The 24306-nt window shown below is 66.8% G+C and carries 24 protein-coding genes; 10 read left to right on the top strand and 14 right to left on the bottom strand.

Going from position 1 to position 24306, the window contains the following annotated elements:
* Positions 1 to 42 precede the first annotated feature (42 nt).
* Both MNAB215_RS28060 and MNAB215_RS28055 read left to right on the top strand, forming a co-directional pair.
* Positions 43 to 411, top strand: a complete 369-nt coding sequence (locus MNAB215_RS28060; RefSeq protein WP_077081663.1) for an OB-fold nucleic acid binding domain-containing protein — start codon at positions 43 to 45, stop codon at positions 409 to 411.
* A 2-nt stretch (positions 412 to 413) separates the two neighbouring features.
* Entirely contained in the window at positions 414 to 1100 is a 687-nt protein-coding gene (locus tag MNAB215_RS28055; protein WP_077082411.1) for a DUF3159 domain-containing protein, read from the top strand.
* On the opposite strand, the gene MNAB215_RS28050 is transcribed toward MNAB215_RS28055, so the two are convergent.
* On the bottom strand, positions 1097 to 1774 hold the full coding sequence (locus MNAB215_RS28050) for a potassium channel family protein (RefSeq protein ID WP_077081662.1): 678 nt from the start codon (positions 1772 to 1774) through the stop codon (positions 1097 to 1099). The genes MNAB215_RS28055 and MNAB215_RS28050 overlap by 4 nt on opposite strands.
* A 31-nt stretch (positions 1775 to 1805) precedes the next feature.
* A complete protein-coding gene (locus MNAB215_RS28045; protein ID WP_108637723.1) occupies positions 1806 to 2489 on the bottom strand; it encodes a potassium channel family protein in 684 nt (227 codons plus the stop codon).
* A 130-nt stretch (positions 2490 to 2619) separates the two neighbouring features.
* On the opposite strand from MNAB215_RS28045, the gene MNAB215_RS28040 reads away from it, so the two are divergent.
* Positions 2620 to 4614 carry an APC family permease gene (locus MNAB215_RS28040; protein WP_077081661.1) on the top strand — a complete coding sequence of 665 codons (1995 nt, stop codon included), beginning with the start codon at positions 2620 to 2622 and terminating at the stop codon, positions 4612 to 4614.
* A gap of 28 nt (positions 4615 to 4642) precedes the next feature.
* Positions 4643 to 5851: a class I SAM-dependent RNA methyltransferase gene (locus MNAB215_RS28035; protein ID WP_077081660.1), complete on the top strand. Its 1209-nt coding sequence runs from the start codon at positions 4643 to 4645 to the stop codon at positions 5849 to 5851.
* Here the strand turns inward: MNAB215_RS28035 and MNAB215_RS28030 are convergent.
* Together MNAB215_RS28030 and MNAB215_RS28025 are read right to left on the bottom strand one after the other, a co-directional pair.
* Entirely contained in the window at positions 5848 to 7137 is a 1290-nt protein-coding gene (locus MNAB215_RS28030; RefSeq protein ID WP_077081659.1) for an ArsB/NhaD family transporter, read from the bottom strand. The genes MNAB215_RS28035 and MNAB215_RS28030 overlap by 4 nt on opposite strands.
* 30 nt (positions 7138 to 7167) lie before the next feature.
* Positions 7168 to 7611, bottom strand: coding sequence for a CBS domain-containing protein (locus tag MNAB215_RS28025; protein WP_077081658.1), 444 nt, complete (start codon positions 7609 to 7611; stop codon positions 7168 to 7170).
* 125 nt (positions 7612 to 7736) lie between these two features.
* Between MNAB215_RS28025 and dxs the strand changes: the two genes are divergently transcribed.
* On the top strand, positions 7737 to 9650 hold the full coding sequence (gene dxs, locus MNAB215_RS28020) for a 1-deoxy-D-xylulose-5-phosphate synthase (protein WP_077081657.1): 1914 nt from the start codon (positions 7737 to 7739) through the stop codon (positions 9648 to 9650).
* A gap of 118 nt (positions 9651 to 9768) precedes the next feature.
* Positions 9769 to 10116, top strand: coding sequence for a YbaB/EbfC family nucleoid-associated protein (locus tag MNAB215_RS28015; RefSeq protein ID WP_077081656.1), 348 nt, complete (start codon positions 9769 to 9771; stop codon positions 10114 to 10116).
* Between the two features lie 41 nt (positions 10117 to 10157).
* On the opposite strand, the gene MNAB215_RS28010 is transcribed toward MNAB215_RS28015, so the two are convergent.
* The 6 genes from MNAB215_RS28010 to MNAB215_RS27985 all read right to left on the bottom strand — a co-directional run bounded on the left by MNAB215_RS28010 (position 10158) and on the right by MNAB215_RS27985 (position 15364).
* On the bottom strand, positions 10158 to 10751 hold the full coding sequence (locus MNAB215_RS28010; protein WP_083746279.1) for a hypothetical protein: 594 nt from the start codon (positions 10749 to 10751) through the stop codon (positions 10158 to 10160).
* A gap of 18 nt (positions 10752 to 10769) precedes the next feature.
* The gene (locus MNAB215_RS28005; RefSeq protein WP_077081655.1) at positions 10770 to 11084 is read right to left on the bottom strand and encodes an ESX-1 secretion-associated protein; all 315 of its coding nucleotides are present in this window, start codon (positions 11082 to 11084) and stop codon (positions 10770 to 10772) included.
* Positions 11085 to 11151: 67 nt separating this feature from the next.
* The gene (locus tag MNAB215_RS28000) at positions 11152 to 12399 is read right to left on the bottom strand and encodes an EspA/EspE family type VII secretion system effector (RefSeq protein WP_131829181.1); all 1248 of its coding nucleotides are present in this window, start codon (positions 12397 to 12399) and stop codon (positions 11152 to 11154) included.
* Between the two features lie 165 nt (positions 12400 to 12564).
* The gene (locus tag MNAB215_RS27995; RefSeq protein WP_077081653.1) at positions 12565 to 13854 is read right to left on the bottom strand and encodes an HRDC domain-containing protein; all 1290 of its coding nucleotides are present in this window, start codon (positions 13852 to 13854) and stop codon (positions 12565 to 12567) included.
* 1 nt (position 13855) lies between these two features.
* Positions 13856 to 14458: a DUF3000 domain-containing protein gene (locus MNAB215_RS27990; protein WP_077082408.1), complete on the bottom strand. Its 603-nt coding sequence runs from the start codon at positions 14456 to 14458 to the stop codon at positions 13856 to 13858.
* Between the two features lie 99 nt (positions 14459 to 14557).
* A complete protein-coding gene (locus tag MNAB215_RS27985; protein WP_108637817.1) occupies positions 14558 to 15364 on the bottom strand; it encodes an enoyl-CoA hydratase/isomerase family protein in 807 nt (268 codons plus the stop codon).
* Positions 15365 to 15449: 85 nt separating this feature from the next.
* Here MNAB215_RS27985 and hemE point away from each other — a divergent pair, with 85 nt between their 5' ends.
* The 4 genes from hemE to MNAB215_RS27965 are packed head-to-tail and all read left to right on the top strand — an operon-like array spanning position 15450 to position 19418.
* Positions 15450 to 16511 (top strand): uroporphyrinogen decarboxylase, encoded by a 1062-nt coding sequence (hemE, locus tag MNAB215_RS27980; RefSeq protein ID WP_077081652.1) that lies wholly within the window; start codon positions 15450 to 15452, stop codon positions 16509 to 16511.
* 50 nt (positions 16512 to 16561) lie between these two features.
* Positions 16562 to 17938 (top strand): protoporphyrinogen oxidase, encoded by a 1377-nt coding sequence (locus tag MNAB215_RS27975; protein ID WP_108637722.1) that lies wholly within the window; start codon positions 16562 to 16564, stop codon positions 17936 to 17938.
* Positions 17939 to 17943: 5 nt separating this feature from the next.
* Positions 17944 to 18639, top strand: coding sequence for a hydrogen peroxide-dependent heme synthase (hemQ, locus tag MNAB215_RS27970; protein WP_077081650.1), 696 nt, complete (start codon positions 17944 to 17946; stop codon positions 18637 to 18639).
* Positions 18640 to 18665: 26 nt separating this feature from the next.
* A complete protein-coding gene (locus MNAB215_RS27965) occupies positions 18666 to 19418 on the top strand; it encodes a class I SAM-dependent methyltransferase (protein WP_077082406.1) in 753 nt (250 codons plus the stop codon).
* Positions 19419 to 19562: 144 nt separating this feature from the next.
* On the opposite strand, the gene MNAB215_RS27960 is transcribed toward MNAB215_RS27965, so the two are convergent.
* The 4 genes from MNAB215_RS27960 to MNAB215_RS27945 all read right to left on the bottom strand — a co-directional run bounded on the left by MNAB215_RS27960 (position 19563) and on the right by MNAB215_RS27945 (position 24294).
* Entirely contained in the window at positions 19563 to 20846 is a 1284-nt protein-coding gene (locus MNAB215_RS27960) for an amidohydrolase family protein (RefSeq protein WP_077081649.1), read from the bottom strand.
* Between the two features lie 109 nt (positions 20847 to 20955).
* A complete protein-coding gene (gene msrB, locus MNAB215_RS27955) occupies positions 20956 to 21378 on the bottom strand; it encodes a peptide-methionine (R)-S-oxide reductase MsrB (protein WP_077081648.1) in 423 nt (140 codons plus the stop codon).
* The gene (aftC, locus tag MNAB215_RS27950) at positions 21375 to 22685 is read right to left on the bottom strand and encodes an arabinofuranan 3-O-arabinosyltransferase (protein ID WP_077081647.1); all 1311 of its coding nucleotides are present in this window, start codon (positions 22683 to 22685) and stop codon (positions 21375 to 21377) included. The genes msrB and aftC overlap by 4 nt, the downstream gene beginning before the upstream one ends.
* A gap of 19 nt (positions 22686 to 22704) precedes the next feature.
* Positions 22705 to 24294: an alpha/beta fold hydrolase gene (locus MNAB215_RS27945; RefSeq protein ID WP_108637720.1), complete on the bottom strand. Its 1590-nt coding sequence runs from the start codon at positions 24292 to 24294 to the stop codon at positions 22705 to 22707.
* Between the last annotated feature and the right edge of the window lie 12 nt (positions 24295 to 24306).

Here is a 24306-nt window from a genome sequence, read left to right as displayed (position 1 = left end):
GGAACAAGCACCGCAGCTTTACCGGCATCGTCAGGAGTCGCCATGGGGGCCCAGAGTTATCTGCGCCGGCTGACCCGCCGGCTGACGGAGGCTCCGGAAGATCTTGACTCCGCAGAGCTGTCCGACGAGGTCGCCAGCACCGGCGCCCAGCGCGCCATCGACTGCGAGCGCGGCCAGGAAGTCACGATGATCGGCACGCTGCGCAGCGTCGAATGCAACGGCAAGGACTGCGCGGGCGGTGTCCGCGCCGAGCTGTTCGACGGTAGCGACACCGTCACGCTGGTCTGGTTGGGCCAGCGCCGCATCCCCGGCATCGACTCGGGCCGCACGCTGCGCGTCCGGGGCCGGATGGGCAAGCTGGACAACGGAACCAAGGCGATTTACAACCCGCACTACGAAATTCAGCGTTGACCCTGCCTCAAAACGGCTCCCGTCGTACTAGCCCGGATCGCCTGCTTGCGCAGCTCGGCGGTGTCAGTGGTCTGATCTACTCGTCACTACCGGTCGTGGTCTTCGTGGCGGTTTCCGGTCTCTTCGGTTTGCTGCCCGCGGTTGCATCGGCGATGGGCGTCGCCGCGCTGGTGCTGGTGTGGCGACTGATCCGGCGGGAATCCACACAGCCGGCGTTCTCCGGGTTCTTCGGGGTGGCCGTGTGCGCGCTGATCGCCTACGTGGTGGGTGCGTCCAAAGGCTACTTCCTGCTGGGCATCTGGACGTCGCTGCTGTGGGCGGTGCTCTTCGCGGTATCGGTCCTGATCCGGCGGCCCGTCGTCGGCTACGCCTGGAGCTGGGCCAGCGGTCGCGACCGCGCGTGGCGGGGCGTGCCCCGGGCCGTCTACGCCTTCGACATTGCCACGGTGTGCTGGACGCTGGTGTTCGCCGCGCGCTTCGTGGTGCAGCGACTCCTCTACGAAGCCGACCAGACGGGGTGGCTGGCCGCGGCGCGGATCGCGATGGGCTGGCCGTTGACCGCGCTGGCGGCGCTGGTGACCTATGCGGCGATCAAGGTCGTGCTGCGCGCCCTGGCCGGCCGTGAGCTACCCGACGGCGACGCCACCGCGGCCACCGAGCTGGACAACGCGGACACCATCCGCGACTAGTCGACGGTCGGCGCGACCGCGGGCAACAGCAGTTTGCGCAGGTCTTCTTCGGCCTCGGTGACCGCGACGAAGAGCAGCTCGTCGCCGCCTTCCAAAGGTTCGTCGGCCTCCGGCACGATGACGCGCGCGCCGCGCAGGATCGTCACCAGCGCGGCATCCCTGGGCAGCTGCAGCCGGCGCACCGGCTTGCCGCCCCACGGTGTGTCGTCGGGCAGGGTGATCTCGACCAGGTTGGCCTGACCCTTGCGGAATTCCATGAGCCGCACCAGATCACCCACGGCGACGGCTTCTTCGATCAGCGACGCCAGCATGCGCGGGGTCGATACGGCCTTGTCGACACCCCAGGCGTCGGTGAACAGCCATTCGTTGCGGGGATCGTTGACGCGGGCCACCACGCTGGGCACCGCGAACTCAGTCTTCGCCAGCAGGGAAAGCACCACGTTGACCTTGTCGTCGCCGGTCGCGGCGACGACAACGTCGAAGTCCTCGAGATGGACCGACTGCAGCAGGCTCAGTTCGCAGGCGTCGCCCAGATGCCAGTGCGCGGCCGGGATGGCGTCGACGTCGATGTGGTCGGGGTTGCGCTCGATCAGGGTGATCTTGTGGCCGTTTTCGATGAGTTCACGAGCGACCGAACGGCCGACGGCACCGGCCCCGGCGACAGCTACCTTCATGTGCGTCGTTCCTTTGTGTCGATTGCCCGGGTCATCGGCTTGCTCCCGAATCGATGTCGTCACCGGGCGGTAGTCCCGCGATGGCGACGGCCTCGGCGGCGCGGCCCGATATCGCGGCGATGTAGACCTGATCGCCGGCCTGGATGACGGTCTTGGGTTCCGGCAAGATGCCCGTTCCGAAGCGGATCAAGAACGCCACCCGGGCGCCGGTGGCCTGTTCCAAATCGGTGGCGCGCCGCCCAACCCAGTCCTCGTGCAGATCCACCTCGGCGACGGCGACGGTTCCGGTGGGATCCCGCCATTTGGCGGTCTCGCTTTCCCGCGTCAACACATTGAGCAGCCGATCGGTGGTCCACGGCACCGTGGCAATCGTTGGGATGCCGAGCCGTTCGTAGACCTCGGCGCGCTTGGCGTCATAGATCCGGGCGACGACGCGGTTAACTCCGAAAGTCTCGCGGGCCAATCGGGCGGAGATGATGTTGGAGTTGTCCCCGGATGACACCGCCGCGAACGCGTCGGCTTCCTCGATACCGGCCCTCAGCAGAACATCTCGGTCGAATCCCTGGCCCAGTACCCGTTCCCCGGCAAACTCCGGGTTCAACCGATTGAATGCGGTGCTGTCGCGGTCGATCACCGCGACGTCGTGCCCGATTCGGGACAGCCCACCGGCCAACGAAGAGCCGACCCGGCCGCAGCCCATCACAACCACCCGCACTGCAGGTCCTCTCGGTCGGTCCTATACGTGTCACTTGCTCGGCAACGCGCGTTGGCCAGCCGATTCGGTCGCTAACATTCTCGTGTACGAACGCTACCGGCAACGCCGCTAGCGCTTACTCTTGGCTCTCGTGTCCAAACTTTCAACCGCAGCACGCCGGTTGCTCATCGGCAGGCCGCAACGCAGCGACCGGCTGAGCCACACCCTGCTGCCCAAGCGCATCGCCCTGCCGGTGTTCGCTTCGGACGCCTTGTCCTCGGTGGCTTATGCGCCGGAGGAAATCTTTCTGATGCTCTCGGTGGCGGGGGCGGCCGCGTATGCACTGACACCGTGGATCGGGCTCGCGGTGGCGGCGGTCATGCTGGTGGTGGTGGCCAGCTACCGCCAGAACGTGCATGCCTACCCGTCCGGCGGCGGTGATTACGAGGTCGTGACGACGAATCTCGGCGAGACTGCCGGCCTCGTTGTGGCGAGCGCCCTGATGGTGGATTACGTTCTGACCGTTGCTGTTTCGACTTCGTCGGCGATGGCGAACATAGGATCGGCGCTCCCGGTCGTGGCCGAGAACAAGGTGTGGTTCTGTGTGGTCGCGATCGTGCTCGTGATGGCGTTAAACCTGCGCGGGATCCGCGAGTCCGGGGCGGCCTTCGCGATCCCGACCTACGCGTTCATCGTCGGCGTCGTCGTGATGATCGGGTGGGGGTTGATCCGGATCTATGTGCTGGGCAATCCGCTGCGGGCCGAATCTGCCGGCTTCCAGATGCACGCCGAGCACGGCCAGATCGTCGGTTTCGCGTTTGTGTTCCTGCTGGCCCGTTCGTTCTCGTCGGGCTGCGCGGCGCTGACCGGTGTCGAGGCGATCAGCAATGGGGTGCCGGCGTTTCAGAAACCCAAGTCGCGCAACGCCGCAACGACTCTGCTGATGCTCGGCACCATCGCGGTCATCTTGCTGATGGGCATTATCGTGCTGGCCCAGCAGATCCACGTGCAGCTGGTCGATGATCCTGCCACGCAGCTGGGTGGCGTCCCGGCCGACTACATGCAGAAGACACTGGTCACGCAGCTGGCGGAGACGGTGTTCGGCAGCTTCCGAATCGGGTTTCTGCTCATCGCCACGGTGACCGCGCTGATCTTGGTGCTGGCGGCCAATACCGCGTTCAACGGATTCCCGGTGCTTGGCTCGGTGCTGGCGCAGCACAGCTATCTGCCGCGCCAGCTGCACACCCGCGGAGACCGCCTGGCGTTCTCCAACGGGATCCTGTTCCTGTCGGCGGCGGCCCTCGCGTTCGTCGTCGCGTTCCGCGGTGAAGTGACCGCGCTGATCCAGCTCTACATCGTCGGCGTGTTCATATCGTTCACGCTGAGCCAAATAGGCATGGTGCGGCACTGGACTCGCCTGTTGCGCAACGAGACCGACCCGAAGGCGCGGAGCAAGATGATGCGCTCGAGAGTGGTCAATACGGTCGGCCTGCTGTCCACCGGTGCGGTGCTGTTGGTGGTGCTGGTCACCAAGTTTCTCGCCGGGGCGTGGATCGCCATCGTCGCGATGGGCGCACTGTTCATCATCATGAAGATGATCCGCAGGCACTACACCACGGTCGGCCGGGAACTGGAGCAGCAAGCCGCTGCCCAACACGACGTGGTGCTGCCGAGCCGCAATCACGCCCTGGTGCTGGTGTCGAAGCTACATCTGCCGACCCTGCGCGCGCTGGCCTACGCGCGCGCTACCCGCCCCGATGCGCTCGAGGCGGTCACGGTCAGTGTGGACGATGTGGAAACCCGTGCGCTGGTGCATGATTGGGAGCACAGCAATGTCAGCGTTCCGCTGAAAGTCATTGCTTCGCCCTATCGCGACATCACGAGCCCGGTACTCGATTACGTCAAGCGGCTCGCCAAAGAGTCGCCGCGGACCGTGGTGACGGTGTTCATCCCGGAGTACGTCGTGGGCCACTGGTGGGAGCAGTTGCTGCACAACCAAAGTGCTCTGCGGCTCAAAGGCCGGTTGTTGTTCATGCCCAATGTGATGGTGACTTCGGTTCCCTGGCAGTTGAATTCCTCGGAGCGACTGAAGACCCTGCAGCCGCACGCGGCGCCCGGCGACGCCCGGCGCGGAATCTTCGACTGAGTCCGCCGATTCGGATGAGGCATCCCCCATGCGACCCGAACTCACAGCGTTACCGGTGAGACCGGAACTGACGCTGGTCACCGGCGCTCCCGCCAACGGCGGCAGCTGCGTGGCCCATCACGAAGGCCGAGTGGTGTTCGTGCGCTACGCGCTGCCCGGCGAACGGGTTCGGGTGCGTGTCACCGCTGACCGTGGATCCTATTGGCACGCCGAGGTTTTGGAGGTACTCGAGCCGTCGGTTGATCGGATTGCGTCGCTGTGCCCGATCGCCGGCGTGGACGGCGCCGGGTGTTGCGATCTGGCATTCGTCGGCCCGGCGGCGGCCCGCGCGCTCAAAGCAGACGTCGTGGCCAATCAGCTGGAACGGCTGGGCGGGCATCGCTGGAACGGTGACGCCGAGCCGCTGTCGGACTCCGGCCCCACCGGATGGCGCACCAGGGTCCGGCTCGACGTGGGCACCGATCATCGCCCCGGGTTTCACCGCTACCACAGCGACGAGCTGGTGACCGATCTGCATTGCGCCCAGCTGCCGGCCGGCATGCTGGACGGACTGGACGCGGTGGACTGGCCGCCGAGCGCGCAGTTGCATGTGGCCATCGACGACGACGGCCAGCGCCATGTGGTGCGCACCCTGCGCCAGGGTGGACGCACCGCAACCAAGGTCGTCGAGGGCAGTTACGAGGTCGTGCAGCGGGTGGGGCAGCGCGCCTGGCAGGTGCCGGTGACGGCCTTCTGGCAGGCCCACCGGGAGGCGGCGCGGGTGTACAGCGATCTGGTTGCCGAATGGGCGCAGCCGCGCGCCGGCACGCGGGTCTGGGATCTCTACGGCGGCGCAGGCGTTTTCGCCGCGGCGCTGGCCGGCGCGGTGGGGGAGTCCGGTCGGGTGCTCAGCGTCGACACCTCGCGCGCGTCGTCGCGGGCGGCCCGTGCCGCGCTGGCCGACCTGCCGCAGGTCGACGTCGTCACCGATTCGGTGCGCCGGGTGCTTCAGGCACAGCGCGCCGGCGCCGACGTGGCGGTGCTGGACCCGCCCCGATCGGGCGCCGGGCGCGAGGTGATCGACCTGCTGGCCGCCGCCGGGGTGTCGCGGGTGGTCCATATCGGTTGTGAAGCAGCGTCTTTCGCGCGCGATATCGGCCTGTACCGCGGGCATGGCTACGCCGTCGCGGAGATCAAGGTCTTCGACGCCTTCCCGCTGACCCACCACATCGAATGCGTTGCTTTGCTGACGCGTTAGGCAAAGACGAAGTAGCGCAACCATAGATAGGCCGCGGACAGCACCGCGGAGACCAGGGTGACGACGATGCCCTTGCGAGTGAATTCCGCGAAGGAGATGGGGCTGTCGGCGCGCTTGGCGATCCCGAGGATGACCACGTTGGCGCTGGCGCCGACGGCGGTCAGGTTGCCACCGAGGTCGGTGCCCAGCACGAGTGCCCACCACAACACCTGCCCGTGCACGTGGCCCTGCATCGAGGGGATTAGCTGCGCCACGATGGGTGCCATCGTCGCGGCATATGGGACGTTGTTGACCACCCCGCTGATCACGAAGGATGCGACCAGGATCGTCATCGTCGTCAGCAACGGCTGCCCGCCGGTCACCTCGACGGCCAACCGGGCCAGCTGGTCGACCACGCCCGTCTTCACCAGCGCCCCGACCATCACGAACAGGCCGGCGAAGAACAGCAGCGTCTCCCACTCGACGCCGGACAGGTAGTCCGCATGCTCCAGCCCGGAAATGACAATGAGGATGCCGGCGCCCAGCATGGCCACCAGCGACGGGGCCGTGTGCAGGGCCGAGTGGGCGACGAACCCGGTCAGCACCGCGAGCAGGACCGCCCCGCATTTGATCAGCAGCCGTGGATCGCGGATCGCCTCGCGCTCTTCGAGGGTCATGACGTCGGCGACCCGCTCGGGGTCGACCTCGAAGGCGCCCGGAAACAGCAACGGCAACATCGCGATGAAGACGGCGAGTATGAGGATCGCGATCGGGGCGACGTGGATCAGAAAGTCGTTGAAACTCAGTCCGCCCCGGCTGGCGATGACGATACTGGGCGGGTCCCCGATCAGCGTCGCGGTGCCGCCGATGTTCGACGCGAACGCCTCGGCCATCAGGAACGGCGCCGGGCCGATGTCCAGCCTGTCGCACACCAGCAGCGTGACCGGGGCGATCAGCAACACCGTCGTCACGTTGTCCAGCAGGGCCGAGCCGAACGCGGTGACCAGCACCAGCAGGATCATGATCCGCAACGGCGAACCGCGGGCGCGCTTGGCGGCCCAGATCGCCGTGTACTCGAACACACCCGTCTGCCGCAGCACACTGACGATGATCATCATCCCCAGCAGCAAAAAGATGACGTCCCAGTCGATTCCGGTTGCGTGCGAGTAGAACACGTCGTCGGAGTCGATCACCGGCAAGGTGATCACGATGGCCGCGCCCGCCAGCGCCACCGCCGTCTTGGGGAGCCGTTCGGTGGCGATCAGCAGGTAGGCGCCGACAAACACGACGACCGCGAAGACGCTCATCGATTCCCCTGTGAGATCACGGCTCGCGTATCAGGTGTTGAGCGCCGCGTCGAGCAGACGCGACGCGGTGATGACACCGACCAACTTGTTGTCCTTGACCACCGCGATGAGCGGGCTGCGCAGCCGAGCCATCACCGCCGCCACCTCGATGATGGTGTCGTCCGCGTGCGCCCACGGCACGTTGGCCAGGTGGTCGGGCAGCACGTCGCGGACCTTTTTGCCGCCCAGCTTGTCGGCGGCGCGATCGGCCATGGACTCGCTGAGCACCCCGGCCAACGACGGATCCTCCTGCACGTACTTCGGCACGATGAAGCGGACCACCTGGGAGGCGGGCAGCACGGCGAACGGTTTGCCGGATTCGTCGGTGACGACGATGCCGGGCAGGCGGTGCTCGGCGAGTAGGCGCGCGGCGGCGAGCGCGTCGGAGTAGGCCGTCACCACCGGGAAGTCCTCGGCGAGTTGCGCGGCACGCATAGTCGAAGACAATACGGCGGATCGCCCGTTGGGTGGGCTGCCGGCCGTCGCGCCCCGATGCGCCCGCTGTGGGACGTGACACATTGACCCGCCCTGATCCAGTCGGTGCTGCGTAGACTTACGGGATGCTGGAACAGATCCGCGGCCCTGCCGATCTGCAGTACCTTTCCCAACAGCAGCTCCGCGATCTGGCCGGGGAGATTCGCGAGTTCCTGATCCACAAGGTTGCTGCCACCGGGGGGCATTTGGGGCCGAACCTCGGTGTCGTCGAGCTGACGCTGGCGCTGCACCGGGTGTTCGATTCGCCGCACGATCCCATCATCTTCGACACCGGCCACCAGGCATACGTCCACAAGATGCTGACGGGCCGCTGCCACGACTTCGAAAACCTGCGCAAAAAGGGCGGGTTGTCCGGGTATCCGTCGCGCGCCGAGAGCGAGCATGACTGGGTCGAATCCAGTCACGCCAGCGCGGCGTTGTCCTATGCCGACGGCCTGGCCAAGGCCTTCGAACTGACCGGGCACCGCAATCGCCACGTCGTCGCGGTGGTCGGCGACGGCGCGCTCACCGGCGGAATGTGCTGGGAGGCGCTGAACAATATCGCCGCCTCCCATCGCCGGGTGATCATCGTGGTCAACGACAACGGCCGCAGCTATGCGCCCACCATCGGCGGTGTCGCCGACCACCTGGCGTCGCTGCGCCTGCAGCCGGCCTACGAGCAGGTGCTGGAAAAGGGCCGCGATGTGGTGCGCTCGATGCCGCTCTTCGGCAAGATCGCCTACCGCTTCATGCACAGCGTCAAGGCGGGCATCAAGGATTCGCTGTCGCCGCAGCTGCTGTTCACCGACCTGGGCCTGAAATACCTGGGTCCGGTCGACGGCCACGACGAACGCGCGGTCGAGGCGGCGCTGCGTCATGCCCGCGGCTTCGGTGGCCCGGTGATCGTGCACGTCGTCACCCGCAAGGGGATGGGCTACGGGCCGGCCGAGGCCGACGAGGCCGAGCAGATGCACTCCACCGGTCCGCTGGACCCGGCGACCGGGCAGGCCACCAAGATCGCGGGCCCGGGCTGGACGGCGACCTTCTCCGACGCGCTGATCGCCTACGCGAAGAAGCGCCGCGACATCGTGGCCATCACGGCGGCGATGCCCGGCCCCACCGGGTTGTCGGCGTTCGGGCAGAAATTCCCCGACCGGCTGTTCGACGTGGGCATCGCCGAGCAGCATGCGATGACGTCGGCGGCCGGGCTCGCGATGGGCGGGATGCACCCGGTGGTGGCCATCTACTCGACGTTCCTCAACCGGGCGTTCGACCAGATCATGATGGATGTCGCGCTGCACAAGCTGCCCGTGACCATGGTGCTCGACCGCGCCGGCATCACCGGTTCCGACGGCCCCAGCCACAACGGCATGTGGGACCTGTCGCTGCTGGGCATCGTGCCCGGCATCCGGGTGGCCGCCCCCCGCGACGCCACCCGGCTGCGGGAAGAGCTCGGCGAGGCGCTGGAGGTGGGCGACGGCCCCACGGCGATACGGTTCCCCAAAGGGGATGTGGGCGAAGATATTCCGGCCATCGGACGGCGGTCCGGTGTCGATGTGCTCGCGGTCCCCGCCGACGGCTTGAATCACGACGTGCTGCTGGTCGGCGTCGGCGCGTTCGCGCGGATGGCGCTGGCGGTGGCCAAGCGGCTGCACAACCAGGGCATCGGCGTGACGGTCGTCGATCCGCGCTGGGTGCTGCCGGTGTCCGACGGCGTCCTGGAGCTGGCGACGCAGCACAAAGTCGTCGTTACGCTGGAGGACAACGGCGTCAACGGCGGGGTGGGATCAGCCGTGTCGGCCGCGCTTCGCAGCGCGGACATCGACATGCCCTGCCGCGACGTCGGGCTGCCCCAGGAGTTTTTCGAGCAGGCCTCGCGCGGCGAGGTGTTGGCCGATCTCGGCCTCACCGACCAGGATGTGGCACGCCGGATCACCGGTTGGGTTGCCGCACTGGGTACTTCGGATGCCGAAGCCGAGATCCGCGAGCGGCTCGACTAGACCAATTGGTGCGACGGATGGCCGACGGAAGCAATACAATGGAAATTGTGGACCGAGGCCATCATCGGTGTTTGCCCACGCAACAGCACGACAAGCCCCCACGTGAAGGACCTCGTCAATGAGCGCAGACCGACACCCGCAAATGGCTGAGGCGCTGGAGTTCGGGCAGCAGTTGCAGTCGGCCCTCGAAGACGAAATGTACCGAACACACACCGAAACCTTCACCGCCACAGACGAAACCAAGACCGTCGAAGTGACGGTGGACGGGCAACGTAACCTGACCGACCTCCGCATCGAAGACGGCCTGCTGCGCCTGGGGGCTGAAACGGTCCAGCAGCGCGTCAACGAGGCCTTGTCCAATGCGGCCGTCGCCGTGAATGCCGCCAATGAAGCTCAGCATCAACGGTTGGTCGAATCCCTGGCCGGCATTGCCGGGTCGATGAAGGAAAAGTTGGGCCTGGCCTAATCGAAATACGCTGAGCGGCAGCGATTTGGCCGTTGCCGCGATCAATCGCTGTGGTATCGGGTGCCGAACACGTGGGCCTGTGTCTCGGCAGCTCGCTCCGGCGAGGCCAATTCCATGCCCTTCTCCAGCATGTCGCGTAGAGCATCGGGATCGTCGGCCCCCAGCTCGCGCATCGTCGTCAACAGGAACTCGTGCTGGGCTGCTTGGCCCTGCTGCGTTGCCAAATGCGCCACAACGAGTATTTCCTCGGCCAGCTGCGCTTCGGTCAGGCGCGTCACCTCTGCTGACAACTCCACCCGATCGATTGCGCCGTCCCCGAGTGCCGACACCGAGACCGTCCCAGGCGGGTTCGTCACGGTGTACAGCGGGGCGACGTCGTTCGTCTCCTCGTCCTCGGGAGCGTGCGTCACTGAATCGATGGCCTCCAGCACCGTCGCGGTGTCCTCGGGCTCGGCAGTCGCGTGTACGGGCGCCAGGTCAATCGCTGACGTTTGGGCCTGTCCGTCGCCGGTGGCCGAGAAGTCAAGGGCAGTCGACGTATCGCGTTTGGCGGCGTCTTCTTGGGCAGCGGAGAAGTCCATCGCAGCGAAGAGATCATCGCGGTCGTCTTCGTTCTCATACGGATACTCGGGCACGGCAACCTACTCTCGAATTCAGGGACGCACCTGTTTGGCAATATCCTCAGCGGCCTTGTGGTCGGTGCCCTCATACAGCTCGGCGGCCTTGTGTAGCTTTTTGTCGAGGTCTTCGGCAACCTTGATCATGAGTGCGAGTGCCTGGGCGCGGCGAGCCTCGACCTCCACCACCGCATCATTGCCGGGTCCGCAGGCCAGGCCATGGTTGACCCACACGCTGACGCCAACTCCGCTGGTCGCTCCCGCCGATTGTTCGAAATTTATGGTGGTTCTCTGGTGCGCTTTCGCCAGCACGTCCACAAGATATTTTGATGTGACGCTCAGATTTGTCATGGTATCTCCTCGATGTTAGCTCGCCGCTAATCGATTGGGCCGCAACGATATTGAATCGCAGCGGGCATTACAAGGTGCGCTGCGGCCGACTCGGCTCTGGTGCCTGCTCGGCTCCGGGTGCCGCCAGCTCGTCGGGTGTGCGCGCGAAGGCCTCGGCGCCTGCTGCAGCACCCGCGACGTCGGCAGCCCCGCTCACGGGGGCATCCGCGGGAGTGGCCCCCGCGGGTGCGGCCTGCTCGGTAGCGGTTGTCGCCGCTTTGCGTTGCCGAGTGGTTGCCCCCGGCTGCGGGTTGACGGGGTTAGTCAGGGCCGACCTTTGCCCTGAGAGCTCGTCGGCCCGGGCGGGTTCCTGAATCAGCTGGTTCACGCTGGGCACGCCGCTCACCGGTTGGGTCGACATGTGGATCAGCTGACTCAGGCTGGGAACGATCGTCGACGTGCTTGGCGTGGAGTCGTCGACTGACGTGGCTGCGTCGGGCATGCCAATCACACCGGACCCGCTGGAGAAGCTGGACACTCTCGACTCTTTCGCCGGCGCTGTGTCAGCGGACAGTGCTAATTGAGAAGCCTCCAGATAAGTCTTCATTTCGGTGATGAGTTTCTCGTATTCCTCGACCACTTTCTTTACCTTCGGCCTGGTCTCGGTGCCCGAATAGAATTCCATGTAGCCGATGGCACTAACCGTCGCGGTGATCGCGGCCAGGGTAACCACTTTCTGAAACACCAATGACGAGGCGTCGCTGCCATACGCTTTGATCAGCAGGGCAATAAAGATGCACCCGGTAAGTCCATCCTTGATTCCCGCAACGGCACGGCGTATTTCGGTAAGCTGAGCGGCTTCGGACGTAAGGGTGTCCATCATTGCTTTATCTTGATCTCGTATCAAGATCACGCGGTTCAATTGGGCTCGGTTCTGTCCGGCATACTCCTGCGATCCGGTACCCTCCCACCTGCTGTCCGGAAAGGCCGACTCCAAGTCGCTCTTCGGCAAATCGAGCTTCGAGCGCGCGTTGTCGAATTCAATTCCCTTGGCATCACCAAGACCGAGGCAGAATTCGAAGACCGTAATGGCGACGATGCCCCATTCGATAATCGGGACCTCTGCCGCCCAGGGATTGGTGCGCTCCTGAAGGCCTCGTTCTATTTCGGCCTTTATTCTTCGCTCGGCGATGCCCTTGACGATAATTTTGGTCGTTTCCATGCCCAATGCGCCTGCGCCTAAACCCGTCGCGATCCAATCTTGAGAGGCGGCATTTTTGCCGATGCCGGCCAGACTTCCGACGAGACCGCCAATTTCTGATGCTGCAACGACCATTTCTCCGACCCTTCTTTGAGTCTGGGCTCGCGTCTTATCGTGAGCTTAACAGCACTTCGACATGGCCCGGTGCGCCAATATTTTCATAGGCAAGAGTTTCTACAGCGTAGATACCGTCGGCGCCTGCTATTGCAGCGCGCGCACGCCACCGCGAGAGATCGGCCCTCAGCTGCCCTCGGCGGCCCGCGCCTGTACGGCTATGGCCAGCACCGGGACGACCAGTTCGCGCTGCCATGCCCGCGCGTGACCGGTGCGCAAGAATTCCTCGACGGTGTCGACGGGGTTCACGGTGTCTTCCCAGTCCCAGCACAGCCGGCGCACCAGGTCGGGGGAGATCAGGTTCTCCGTCGGAACCCCCACTCGCTCAGACACTTTCGACAATCCGGCCCGGGCCGCCTCCAACCGTACGGCGGCCTCCGGCTTGCGCCGGCTCCACCGGGCCGGTGGCGGTGGCCCGTTCGGCGCCTCGGCCTCTTCGGGCTGATTGCTGCTGTCGCGGGCGGTTTGCAGTGCGCCCAGCCACACCGCAGCGCTGCGGCGCTGGTTGCGCCCACCGAACACCGGCAATGCGACCAGCTCCTCGACCGTCTTGGGGTCGGCGGTGGCGGCGTCGATGATGGCCGAATCCGGCAGGATGCGCCGCGGCGCGACGTCGCGGCGCTGGGCGATCCCGTCGCGCGTCGTCCACAGTTCGCGCACCGCGGCCAGGGCGCGCCGGTCGCGCACCCGATGGATTCCCGACGTACGTCGCCAGCGGTCCCGCCGGGCCGCCGGCGTCGCTTCCCGCACCCCCGCGGTGCGCAGGTGGTCGAATTCCTGTGCGGCCCAATCGGTTTTGCCTTGCTCGGCGAGCACTCCCGCAATCGCAGCGCGCAGCTCGATGAGCAGTTCCACGTCGAGGGCCGCGTAGTTGAGCCATTCGCTGGGCAGTGGGCGCTTGGACCAGTCGGCCGCGCCATGGCCCTTGACCAATCCGAACCCCAGCAGCCGCTCGACCATGGTGGCCAGGTTCACCCGGTCGAACCCGGCCAGGCGCCCGGCCAGCTCGGTGTCGTAGAGCGCCGGTGGCCGCATGCCGACCTCGGCCAGGCACGGCAGATCCTGATCGGCCGAGTGCAGGATCCATTCGTCGGCGCTGAGGACCTCGGCGACGGGCCGCAGCGCTGTCAGCGGGTCGGCGCCGTGGCTGACCGGGTCGATGAGTACCGTGCCGGCCTCGGCCCGCCGGATCTGAATCAGGTACGCGCGATTGGAGTAGCGGAACCCGGACGCCCGCTCGGCGTCCACCGCGAACGGTCCACGCCCGGCGCCGAGGAATTCTGCGGCCGCCGCGATCTGACGCACCGACACCGAAAGCTCGGGCATGCCCTCGGCGGGGTGCAGTAGCGGCGTCGGTGCGGGTTCGGTGCCGTCGGCTTCGGTGTCGCCGGACTCGGCGGCCGCCGGTTCTCCCATGTCAGGCGCGTGACCGCGAGCCCAGGTCGGTGACCCCGACAGGCGGCAGGCCCGAGGCGTGCTCGAGCACCTCGCAGAACGCCTCAACGTGGACACCGATCTCGGGGGTCATCGCCGTCCACGAGGCCCTCAGCTCCAGCTGGTGGGCGCGCGGCGGTCCGGAGATGTCGCCGTAGCGCACCGACGTGGTGGCGGTGACGGTGCCGCCCAGGGCGGTGACCTGATCGGTCCGCGATTCCAGCGCATCGACCAACCAGCTCCACGCCACTTCGGGCAGCAGGGGGTCGACGGCCTCGCTGGGGTCCAGGTCGGCCTGAATGTAGGCGACCAGGCGGATCGTGCCGTCCCATGCGTCGGCGCCGTCGGGGTCGTACAGCAGGATCAGCCGGCCGAACGCGTCGCCCTCGGAGCGCTCGGGGACGATTTCGAGGTCGGGGTGCTTGACCTCGGCGCCCAGCGCGTAGCTGAAGGGCGCCAGGCGCTGCGGTGGCCGGATCGGGCCCAGCTCGATCTCCGGCCGCGCGTTGACGGCGTTCATTGCCGCCACGGCCTCGCGGAAGGGGGCCGGTTCAGTCGAGGTCACAGCGTTCGACGCTAGACCCATCGACCGACACGCCGAAACAGGCGCGCCGATTTGCGCACCCGCCGCGACCAAGCCGTTATCAATGCTCAACACGATGGTGTCAACCGCTGTTTACCCTGCTCAGAGGGTATTTCCGCCGGTGAATCGCGCCGGGCGCTTCTCGCGGTGGGCGGCCAGGCCCTCCTGCACGTCGGGGCCGCTGAAACTGAGGAATTCCAGGCCAAGCGACGTTTCGAAGGTCGGCGCGAACATCCGGTACCAGGAATTGAGGCTGTGCTTGGTCCAGCGGATGGCGTTCTGGGCGCCCTGCGCGAGGTCGTCGGCGATTCGGGTCGCGGTGGGCAGCACCTCGTCGTCATCGACGCAGGTCGAGACCAGGCCGATGCGCTCGGCCTCCTCGCCGATCAGCGTCTCGCAGGTGAGCAGGTAGAACTTGGCCTTGGCCATGCCGACCAGCAACGGCCAGCAGATCGCGGCATGGTCTCCCGCGGCTACCCCGAGCTTGGTGTGCCCGTCGATGAGCTTGGCGGTGCGGCCCGCGACCGAGATATCGGCCAGCAGCGCCACCACCAGACCGGCGCCGACGGCCGGGCCCCGGATCGCCGACACCACCGGTTTGTCGAAGTTGATCATGTTGAGCACCAAGTCGCGGGCCTCGCGCATGATGCGGATCCGGCCTTCGTAGTCGTTGATGGTCTCGTCGATCAGGTCAAAGCTGCCACCGGAGGAAAAGGCTTTGCCCTCGCCGCGGACCAGGACGGCCCGCACGGCGGGATCGCGGTCGATCGCCGGCCAGACATCGGCGAGATCGCGGTGCATCTGCGGCCCGACCGAATTCAGCCCGGGGGAGTCGAGGACCAGCGTCAGGACGCCGTTGTCGCCCGGTTCGAAGCGGAGACTGGGGAATTCGTCGTAATTGACGGAGATCGGTGCGAGTGCCACGAGGCCGATGTTACGCAGCGGCATCGGGCACACCGGACGGGCTGCGGCCTGCGTGGCAGCATTGAGGCCAATGAACACGCGTCGCGCACTTCCCGAGTCGCCGTACCTGGCCGCCGTCACCGGACGCAAACCCGGCCGGATCCCGGTGTGGTTCATGCGGCAGGCCGGTCGCTCACTGCCCGAGTACCGGGCGCTGCGCCAACACCACACCATGCTGGCGGCGTGCTTTGAGCCCGAGGTGGTCTGCGAGATCACCCTGCAGCCGATCCGGCGCCACGACGTCGACGCCGCGATCCTGTTCTCCGACATCGTGGTACCGCTGCGCGCCGCGGGCATCGACTTGGACATCGTCGCCGACGTCGGCCCGGTGATCGCGCACCCGGTGCGCACCGATGCCGACATCGATGCGATGAAACCCCTTGAAATACAGGCGATTCAGCCGGTATGCGAGGCGGTGCGGCTGCTGGTCGACGCGCTGGGCCAGGTTCCGCTGATCGGTTTCGCCGGTGCGCCGTTCACGCTGGCGTCCTATCTGGTCGAAGGTGGGCCCAGCCGTAATCACGCCCGCACCAAGGCGATGATGCTGGCCGAACCGGCGAGCTGGCATGCGCTGATGGCGAAGCTGGCCGATCTCACCATCGCGTTCCTGCGCGCTCAAATCGATGCCGGGGTCGACGCCATCCAGGTGTTCGACTCGTGGGCGGGGACGCTGTCGTTGGCCGATTACCGCCAGTACGTATTGCCGCACAGCACAAGGGTATTCGCCAGCCTGGCCGAATACGGCGTACCGATGACGCACTTCGGGGTCGGGACGGCCGAGTTGCTGGGCGCGATGTCGACGGCCCTGAAGCCGGCCACGGCGACGACGGTCGGCGTCGACTGGCGAACCTCGCTCATCGACGCGGCGACCCGGGTCGAACCGGGTACTGCGCTGCAGGGCAATCTCGACCCGGTGGTCTTGCTGGCGGGCTGGCCCGCGGTGGAGAGCGCCGCGCGGTCGGTGGTCGACGACGGGCGCCGTGCCGTCGACGCCGGTGCCGCCGGTCACGTCTTCAACCTCGGCCACGGTGTGCTGCCCGAGACCGACCCCGGCGTGCTGACCGACCTGGTGTCGCTGGTCCACTCGCTATGAGCCCGTCCGGCGACGATGCGCGCCGGGACGGCGGGAGGAGGAGCCGGACAGTGGGCGTCAGATCGTATTGTGTTGTGGGTGGTGGTATTTCGGGATTGACAGCGGCCTATCGGCTGCGTGAGGCCGTCGGCGACGACGCGAGCATCACCCTGTTCGAGCCGGGCGATCGCCTGGGCGGGATCCTGCGGACCGAGTTGGTTGCCGGGCGGCCGATGGACCTGGGTGCCGAGGCCTTCGTGCGGCGCAGGCCGGAAATGCCGGCGCTGTTGGCCGAGCTGGGTTTGTCGGAGCGTCAACTCGCCACCAGCGGCGCGCGGCCACTGATCTACAGCCAGGGGGAGCTGCACGCGCTGCCGTCGGGCACGGTGCTCGGCATCCCGTCGTCGGCGGCGTCGCTGACCGGTTTGGTCGACGACGCCACCCTCGCGCGCATCGAGGCCGAACCCACCCGCCCGCTGGCGTGGCAGCCGGGCAGTGACCCGGCGGTGGCCGAGTTGGTGGGCGACCGGTTCGGGGAGCAGGTGGTCGCGCGGTCGGTGGACCCGCTGCTGAGCGGGGTTTACGCGGGCTCGGCGGCGACGATCGGGCTGCGCGCCGCGGTCCCCAGCGTGGCGGCGGCCCTCGACCGCGGCGCCACCAGCCTGACCGATGCGGTCCGGCAGGGCGTGCCACCGGCCAGCGGAGCGCCGGTGTTCGGCGCGCTGGACGGCGGCTACCAGGTGCTGATCGACGCGCTCGTCGAGCGCGGCCGGTCACGATGGGTGCGGTCGGCCGTCGTACAGCTCGACCGCGCCGAGCGCGGGTGGTCGCTGCGCGACGGCACCGGTGCATCGTGGAACGCCGACGCCGTGGTCCTGGCCATTTCCGCCCCGCGGCTGGCCCCGTTGCTTTCCGCGATCGCCCCGCGCAGCGCAGCCGCCGCACGCCGCATCACTAGCGCGTCGTCGGCGGTAGCGGCGCTCGCCGTGCCGGGTGACACCGCCTTCCCGGATTATTCGGGTGTGCTGATGGCCAGCGGAGAACCCTTGCGGGCCAAGGCAATTACGCTGTCGTCGCGCAAATGGGGCCTGCAGGGCGACGTGCAGTTCCTGCGGCTGTCGTTCGGGCGGTTCGGCGACGACCTGGCCGCCACCGCGTCCGACGCCGAGCTGTTGGCCTGGGCGGCCGAGGATCTGGCCACCGTGTTCGGGTTCCAGGTGCGGCCCGTCGATTCCCGGATACAGCGCTGGATCGACGCGATGCCGCAGTACGGGCCCGGTCACGCGGACGTGGTCGCCGACGTGCGTGCCGGTCTGCCACCGGGGCTCGCGGTGGCCGGCAGCTACCTGGACGGCATCGGCGTACCAGCGTGTGTCGGGGCGGCCGGGCGCGCGGTCGAGAGGGCGCTCGACGGCATCGAGGGCACTCACACCGAAGTGGCACGATAGGGGGCATGGCCAAACTCGACTATGACGCCCTGAACTCGACCATTCGCTACCTGATGTTTTCGGTGTTTTCGGTGGAGCCCGGCGAGCTCGGTCAGCACCGTGATGCCGTCGTCGACGAGGCGACCCGGTTCTTCAAGCAGCAGGAAGAACGCGGCGTGGTGGTGCGTGGCCTCTACGACATCGCGGGCCTGCGGGCCGACGCCGATTTCATGATCTGGACGCACGCCGAGCGGGTTGAGGCATTGCAGGCCACGTATGCGGATTTCCGCCGCACCACCGCGCTGGGCCGGGTCAGCGCACCGGTGTGGAGCAGCGTGGCCTTGCACCGGCCCGCGGAGTTCAATAAGAGCCACATTCCGGCGTTTCTGGCCGGCGAAGAAGCGGGTGCCTACATCTGCGTGTATCCGTTCGTGCGGTCCTACGAGTGGTACTTGCTGCCGGACGAGGAACGTCGGCGCATGCTCGCCGAGCACGGCATGGCCGCGCGCGAGTACAAGGACGTACGCGCGAACACCGTTCCGGCGTTCGCGCTCGGCGACTACGAATGGCTCCTGGCCTTCGAGGCCCCCGAACTACACCGCATCGTCGACCTGATGCGTGAACTCCGGGCCACCGACGCCCGCAGGCACACCCGAGAGGAGACACCGTTCTTCACCGGGCCGCGGGTGGCCGTCGAGCAGCTGGTCAACTCCCTACCTTGATGGGGGCCGCAACCGAAGGGGATGACATGACAACCGATTTCGATCCGACCGATCCGACCCGTTTCGAGCAGATGTACCGCGACGACCGGCTCTCCAACGGCCTGCCCGCCGCCACACCCTGGGACATCGGCGGCCCACAGCCGGTGGTGCAGCAGCTGGTCGCGTTGGGCGCCATCAAGGGTGAGGTGCTCGACCCGGGCACCGGGCCGGGCCACCACGCGATCTACTACGCGGCCAAGGGGTACTCGGCGACCGGTGTCGACGGGTCGGAAGGAGCCTTGGAGCGGGCCCGGAGCAACGCGCAAAAGGCCGGCGTCTCAGTCAATTTCGAGTTGGCCGACGCCACCAAACTGGACGGGCTCGACGGGCGTTTCGACACCGTCGTCGACTGCGCCTTCTACCACACCTTCAGCACCGAGCCCGAGCTGCAGAGGTCCTACGCCCAGGCGCTGCACCGGGCCACCAAGCCGGGCGCGCGGCTCTACATGTTCGAATTCGGCGAGGGCAACGTCAACGGCTTCAAGATGATGCGGTCGTTGTCCGAGAACGACTTTCGCGATGTCTTGCCGGCCGGCGGCTGGGAGATCACCTACCTCGGCACGACGACCTACCAGGTGAACATGAGCGCCGAGACGATCGAGCTGATGGCCGCGCGCAACCCCGATATGGCCGAGCAGTCGAAGTCATTGCTGGAGCGATTCCGGGCGATGGAGCCGTGGCTGGTCGACGGAAGGGTGCACGCCCCGTTTTGGGAAGTGCACGCCACTCGGGTGGACTGAGCTGTCCCGCCCTTGCGTGTGCGGACTGGGCTTCCGCTGTGCGGCCACGGCCCAGATTTCGCGGAATTCTCGCCGTCAGTGCACGCTCGCCGCCCTCACCGCACGCTCGAGCGGTCAGGCGTGGGTAGCTAGCCGAACCCGTCGCTAACCGTTGTTGCCGCGGGTGGCGTCGGCCAGGGCGTTCGCGATCCGGTCGCCCGCCTGGTGATGGCTGAGGGCGCGGATGGACACGTCATGGCCTTTCGACGCTTGGCGTAGCGAGCCCACCGTCGCCTGCTCGCGCGGATGCTGGGTGAACGGGTCGAAGGAGTACCAGCGCATGGCGTTTTCGTGGGTCATCTTGTTGATGTCGGTTTCCGAGACGTTGTGCCCGCCGAGAACATCCCACAGTTGTTCGGGCGCTTCGGGCCACATCGAGTCGCTGTGCGGGTAGTCGGCCTCCCACGCGATGTTGTCGATGCCGATTTGGTGTCGCAGCTGGATTCCGACGTTGTCGCTGATGAAGCACGTCAAGAAGTGCTCGCGAAACACCTCGCTGGGCAGCTTGTTGCCGAAGTCCTGGTGCGTCCACGTCGAGTGCATCTCGTAGGTGCGGTCGGCCCGCTCCAGGAAATACGGGATCCACCCGGTGCCGCCCTCGCTGAGGGCGATCTTGAGATCGGGGTATTTCTTGATCGGCGCCGACCACAGCAGATCCGCGGCGGCCTGGACGATGTTCATCGGCTGCAGCGTGATCATCACGTCCATCGGTGCGTCTGGCGCGGTGATGGCCAGCTTTCCCGAGGATCCGATGTGCACGTTCATCACGGTGTCGGTGTCCACCAAGGCTTCCCAGAGCGGAGTCCAGTAGTCGTCGTGGAAGCTGGGACGACCCATCGCCGCCGGGTTCTCGGTGAACGTCAACGCGTGCACGCCACGATTGGCGTTGCGTCGCACCTCGGCCGCGCATGCTTCGGGGTCCCAGATCACCGGTAGGCACATCGGGATGAACCGTGCCGGATACGCCCCGCACCACTCCTCGACATGCCAGTCGTTGTAGGCCCGCAACAGGGCCAGGCCGAATTCGGGGTCCTCGATGGCGAACAGCCGGCCGGCGAATCCGGGGAACGTCGGAAAGCAGATCGAGGCGAAAATCCCGCCCGCGTTCATGTCCTTGACCCGCTCGTCGACCTGCCAGCACCCCGGCCGGATCTCGTCAAGGCCCTGCGGTTCCAGCCCGTACTCTTCCTTCGGCCGGCCGGCCACCGCATTGAGTGCGACGTTCGGAATCACCACGTCGCGAAATTGCCAGCTATCGCTGCCATCTGGGTTGTGCACCAGTCGTGGCGCCTCGTCGGCGTACTTCTTGGGCAGGTGATTCTTGAACATGTCCGGTGGTTCGACGATGTGGTCATCGACGCTGATCAGAATCATGTCGTCTTTGTTCATACTCGTCTGCTTCCCGAAATCTAGACACCCTTACCGTTGGGGCAACGGTACAGCAGCCGACGCAACGGCGAAAGCGTGCGACAGCTGGCAATTCTGCGCCGCCGACCGCTTAGGCGTCGGGGACCAGGCGCAGCGAGATCGAGTTGATGCAATAGCGCTGATCGGTGGGCGTCGGATAGCCCTCGCCGGCGAACACGTGACCGAGATGGCTGTGGCAGTTCGCGCACAACACCTCGGTGCGTGTCGTCCCCATCGAATGGTCGGGCCGCAGAATCACCGCATCGGAGCTGGACGGGTCGAAGAACGACGGCCAGCCACAGTGCGAGTCGAATTTCTCTGTGCTGCGGAACAATTCGGCCCCGCAGGCCCGGCATTCGTAAATGCCCTGAGTCTTGGTGTCGGTGTATTCACCGGTGAACGGTCGCTCGGTGCCGGCGCGCCGCAGCACCTGAAACTCCTGCGGGTTGAGTTTCTTGCGCCACTCGTCGTCGGACAACTGCACCTTGGCGGGCGACAAGTCAGAGGAAGTCATGCCTCCAAGTTAGCGCGCTCCGGCTTAGCCGGCAGCCAGGCCGGATCGATCCCGCCGTCCAGCCGGTTGTCGGCCTTGGCGTCGGAGTAGCGGAAGTAGAGCACGGTGAACGTCACGATCAACAGCAACGACCAGCCGTAGGTGATCTTCAGGTATTCCAGCGCGCGGCCCCAGCGCATCCAGTTGAACAGCAACCAGCGGTCCAGCGTCATGAAGCCGTAGATCCCCAGCCACGCCGGCCAGTTGCGGATCAGCGAGTTGGGCAGCACGACCGTCATCAGGAACGGGAACAGCATCATCGAGTAGTAGCCCTGAGACAGCGACAGCACCAGCCACGACCACAGCAACAGCACACCGGTCGAGGTGGTGAACCAGAAGCGCGGATCGCGGGTGCGGTAGTAGCGGTAGAGCAGCCACACCGCGCCGATCGCCAGCACCGTGAACAGCAGCCGCAAGAACACGATGAGCCAGGTCGGCAGTCCGAAGTAGACGCCGTTGCCCTCGATCGAGCTGTTGAAGTAGTCGCGGGTGCCCAGGAAGTAGGGCACCGTCTTGGTGACGAAGTCCTTCGAGTGGGGCACCACCGGCCATGCGGCCGCGTTGATGACGGCGGGGACGATGATGGCCGGTACCAGCGCTCGCCATTGGCGGTTCAGCAGGGGCAGCAGCAGCAGCGGCCCCAGCAGCGGTTTGAGTGTGAGCGTCAGCCCGATCACGAGGCCGGCCCACCACTGATGTCGGACTTTGCCGTCCAGCAGCCAGCGCAAGAACAGCATCTCCGCGAGCAGCACGCAGCCGTTGATGTTGGTGAACACCAGCGTGTTGGTCACCGTCTCGGTGCAGAACATGGCCAGCAGCAGGGCAGGGGCGGCCACCGAGGACAGCGTGTAGTCGAACAGCCGCAGCAGTAAATACCAGGCGATCAGGATGGCGATGGTGTTGATCAGGATGAACAGGTACCGCGACGGCGCGAACGGCAGGTAGCCGAACGGCGCCATCAGCAGCGTGCCGCCGGGCGGATACAGGTAGTGCGGGTCGACGTAGTCGAAGTGCTCGTTGTAGATGTCCAGGCCGTGCCGAAAGTTCGACACCGCCCGGTACACGGGCTTGAAGTCGTCGGTGATGTTGCCGTTGGTGGTGATGACGATGCTGCGATGCAGCACCGAGAGAATCGCCGCCGGCCATAGCGCCGACCGCAGGATCGTCGCCGTGCTCGGTGGGCCGGAGAGGGGACGGAACGCGGCCAGCAACCAGTCGCGGAGGCCGGATCGAGTCGAGTCAGCTGCCGTCACCAGCGCACCGTACACCGCAGTCCAGGCTCAAGTGTCAGGCGGGACAGTACGTGTCGGTTCCGGGAAGTTTGCCGCTGTCGAGGTAGCCGAGCAGCGGCGGGACCGCGCACGGCGAATAGACACTGGCGCCGTGGCCGATGCCCTGCCACATCACCCGCTTGCTGGCCGCGTTGGCGTTGATGATGGTGGCCGCGGTCGCGGCGACTCCTTCGGAACCGACGATCGGGTCGTTCTGCACGCCCAGCAACACGACGTCGATCTTGAGATCTTTCGGCGGTGCGGGCGGCGAACTCGTCGGCCAGTGCACGCATTTGACCAAGTTGAGCGCGGCGACCGTGCCGAACTGGGGGTAGAGCTTGCCCCACGCGACGACGAGTTCGCGGACCCGGTCCGGGGTTGGCCGGTTGATCGCGTCGCTGCAGCCGTTGACGAACTGGCCGTCGCTGTCCAGGGCGGCGTCCGCGCGATTGATCAGGTTGGTGAGCTGGCCGGCGTCGCCGGAGCGTGCCGCGGCGAGTGTGCTGGCCAGGCTTGTGGTGGCGCCGACGCGGTCGCCGGAGGGAAAGCCCAGCGCGACCGTGATGGCGTTGGCCACTTCGGCCAGCGATGCGTTGGCGGGAGCCTTGCCTGCGCGGGCGTCGGCGAGCAGCGCGCTCACGGCGCCCTTCGGATCGGGACCCAGCGCACAGTTGACCGCTGTGCACTGCGCGGCGAACGCGTCGAGCGCGGCCTGCTGGCCTTTGACCTTTTGCTCGGCGACGGCTTCGGCGTTGGTGCCCAACGCAACCGGGGAGTCGAGGATCAGCCGGGCGACCTTGCTGGGACGCGAGGAGGCGTAGGCCAGCGCGACCTGGGCGCCATTGCCGATCCCGACCAACGCGACCGCGGGCACATCCCACACGCTGCGCAGCCGCTCGATGTCGGAGGCCGCGTGGGCGTCGTCGTAGGCGTTGTCGCCCGGTGCGATCGCGTCGGTGCAGCTGCTGGTGGCGTTGTTGGAGACGTCGGAAAGGTTGGCGACCGGGTCGTCGCCGGGCTGGAATTGCGCCTGATCCCGCATGACTTGGCGATCCGAGCGGTCCCGGCAGTCGATCGGGTTCGACAAGCCGATGCCGCGGCGGTCGACGGCGACCACCGGGTGCGTCTGCAGCACGTCGGTGCCTGCCCGCGTCAGCCAGACCGGCAGCTGCGTCGAGGACGGCAGGTCGGAGCCGGTGGTGAAGACCAGCGGCCCGGCGTCCTTCGGGGTACGGCTCGACTTGGCGCGGACCACCCCGATGCTGACGGTTCCGGCTCCGCCGTTGACGGGGTCGAGGTCGGCGTCGTAGTTCGCGCAATCCAGCGCGACGTCGGGGGCCGAACGAACCCCGGCGTCGGAGAACATCTTCGACGTGCAGTCGTGCCAGGACAGGTCGTTCTTCGGCGCCGCGATCGGCGGCGGTCCGCTGGGCGGCGGCTTTGACGGGGCCACGCCTTGGGGCCGGGCGCCGGAGTTGGTGGCAAAGCGCGGGTCCGCGGCCAGGCCCGGGACGCAGCCGGCCAGCACGGTGCTCACCGATAAGGCCGCCGCGACCAGGGCCGTGGCGGACATGGCGTGCCGACTCATGCCGACCACAGTAGCCACCGGGCGCGGCTT

This window comes from Mycobacterium numidiamassiliense, assembly GCF_900157365.1.
GTDB classification, from domain to species: Bacteria; Actinomycetota; Actinomycetes; order Mycobacteriales; family Mycobacteriaceae; genus Mycobacterium; species Mycobacterium numidiamassiliense.
The sequence above is the reverse complement of the archived record's forward strand: the minus strand, read 5'-3'. Positions and strand labels throughout refer to the sequence as shown.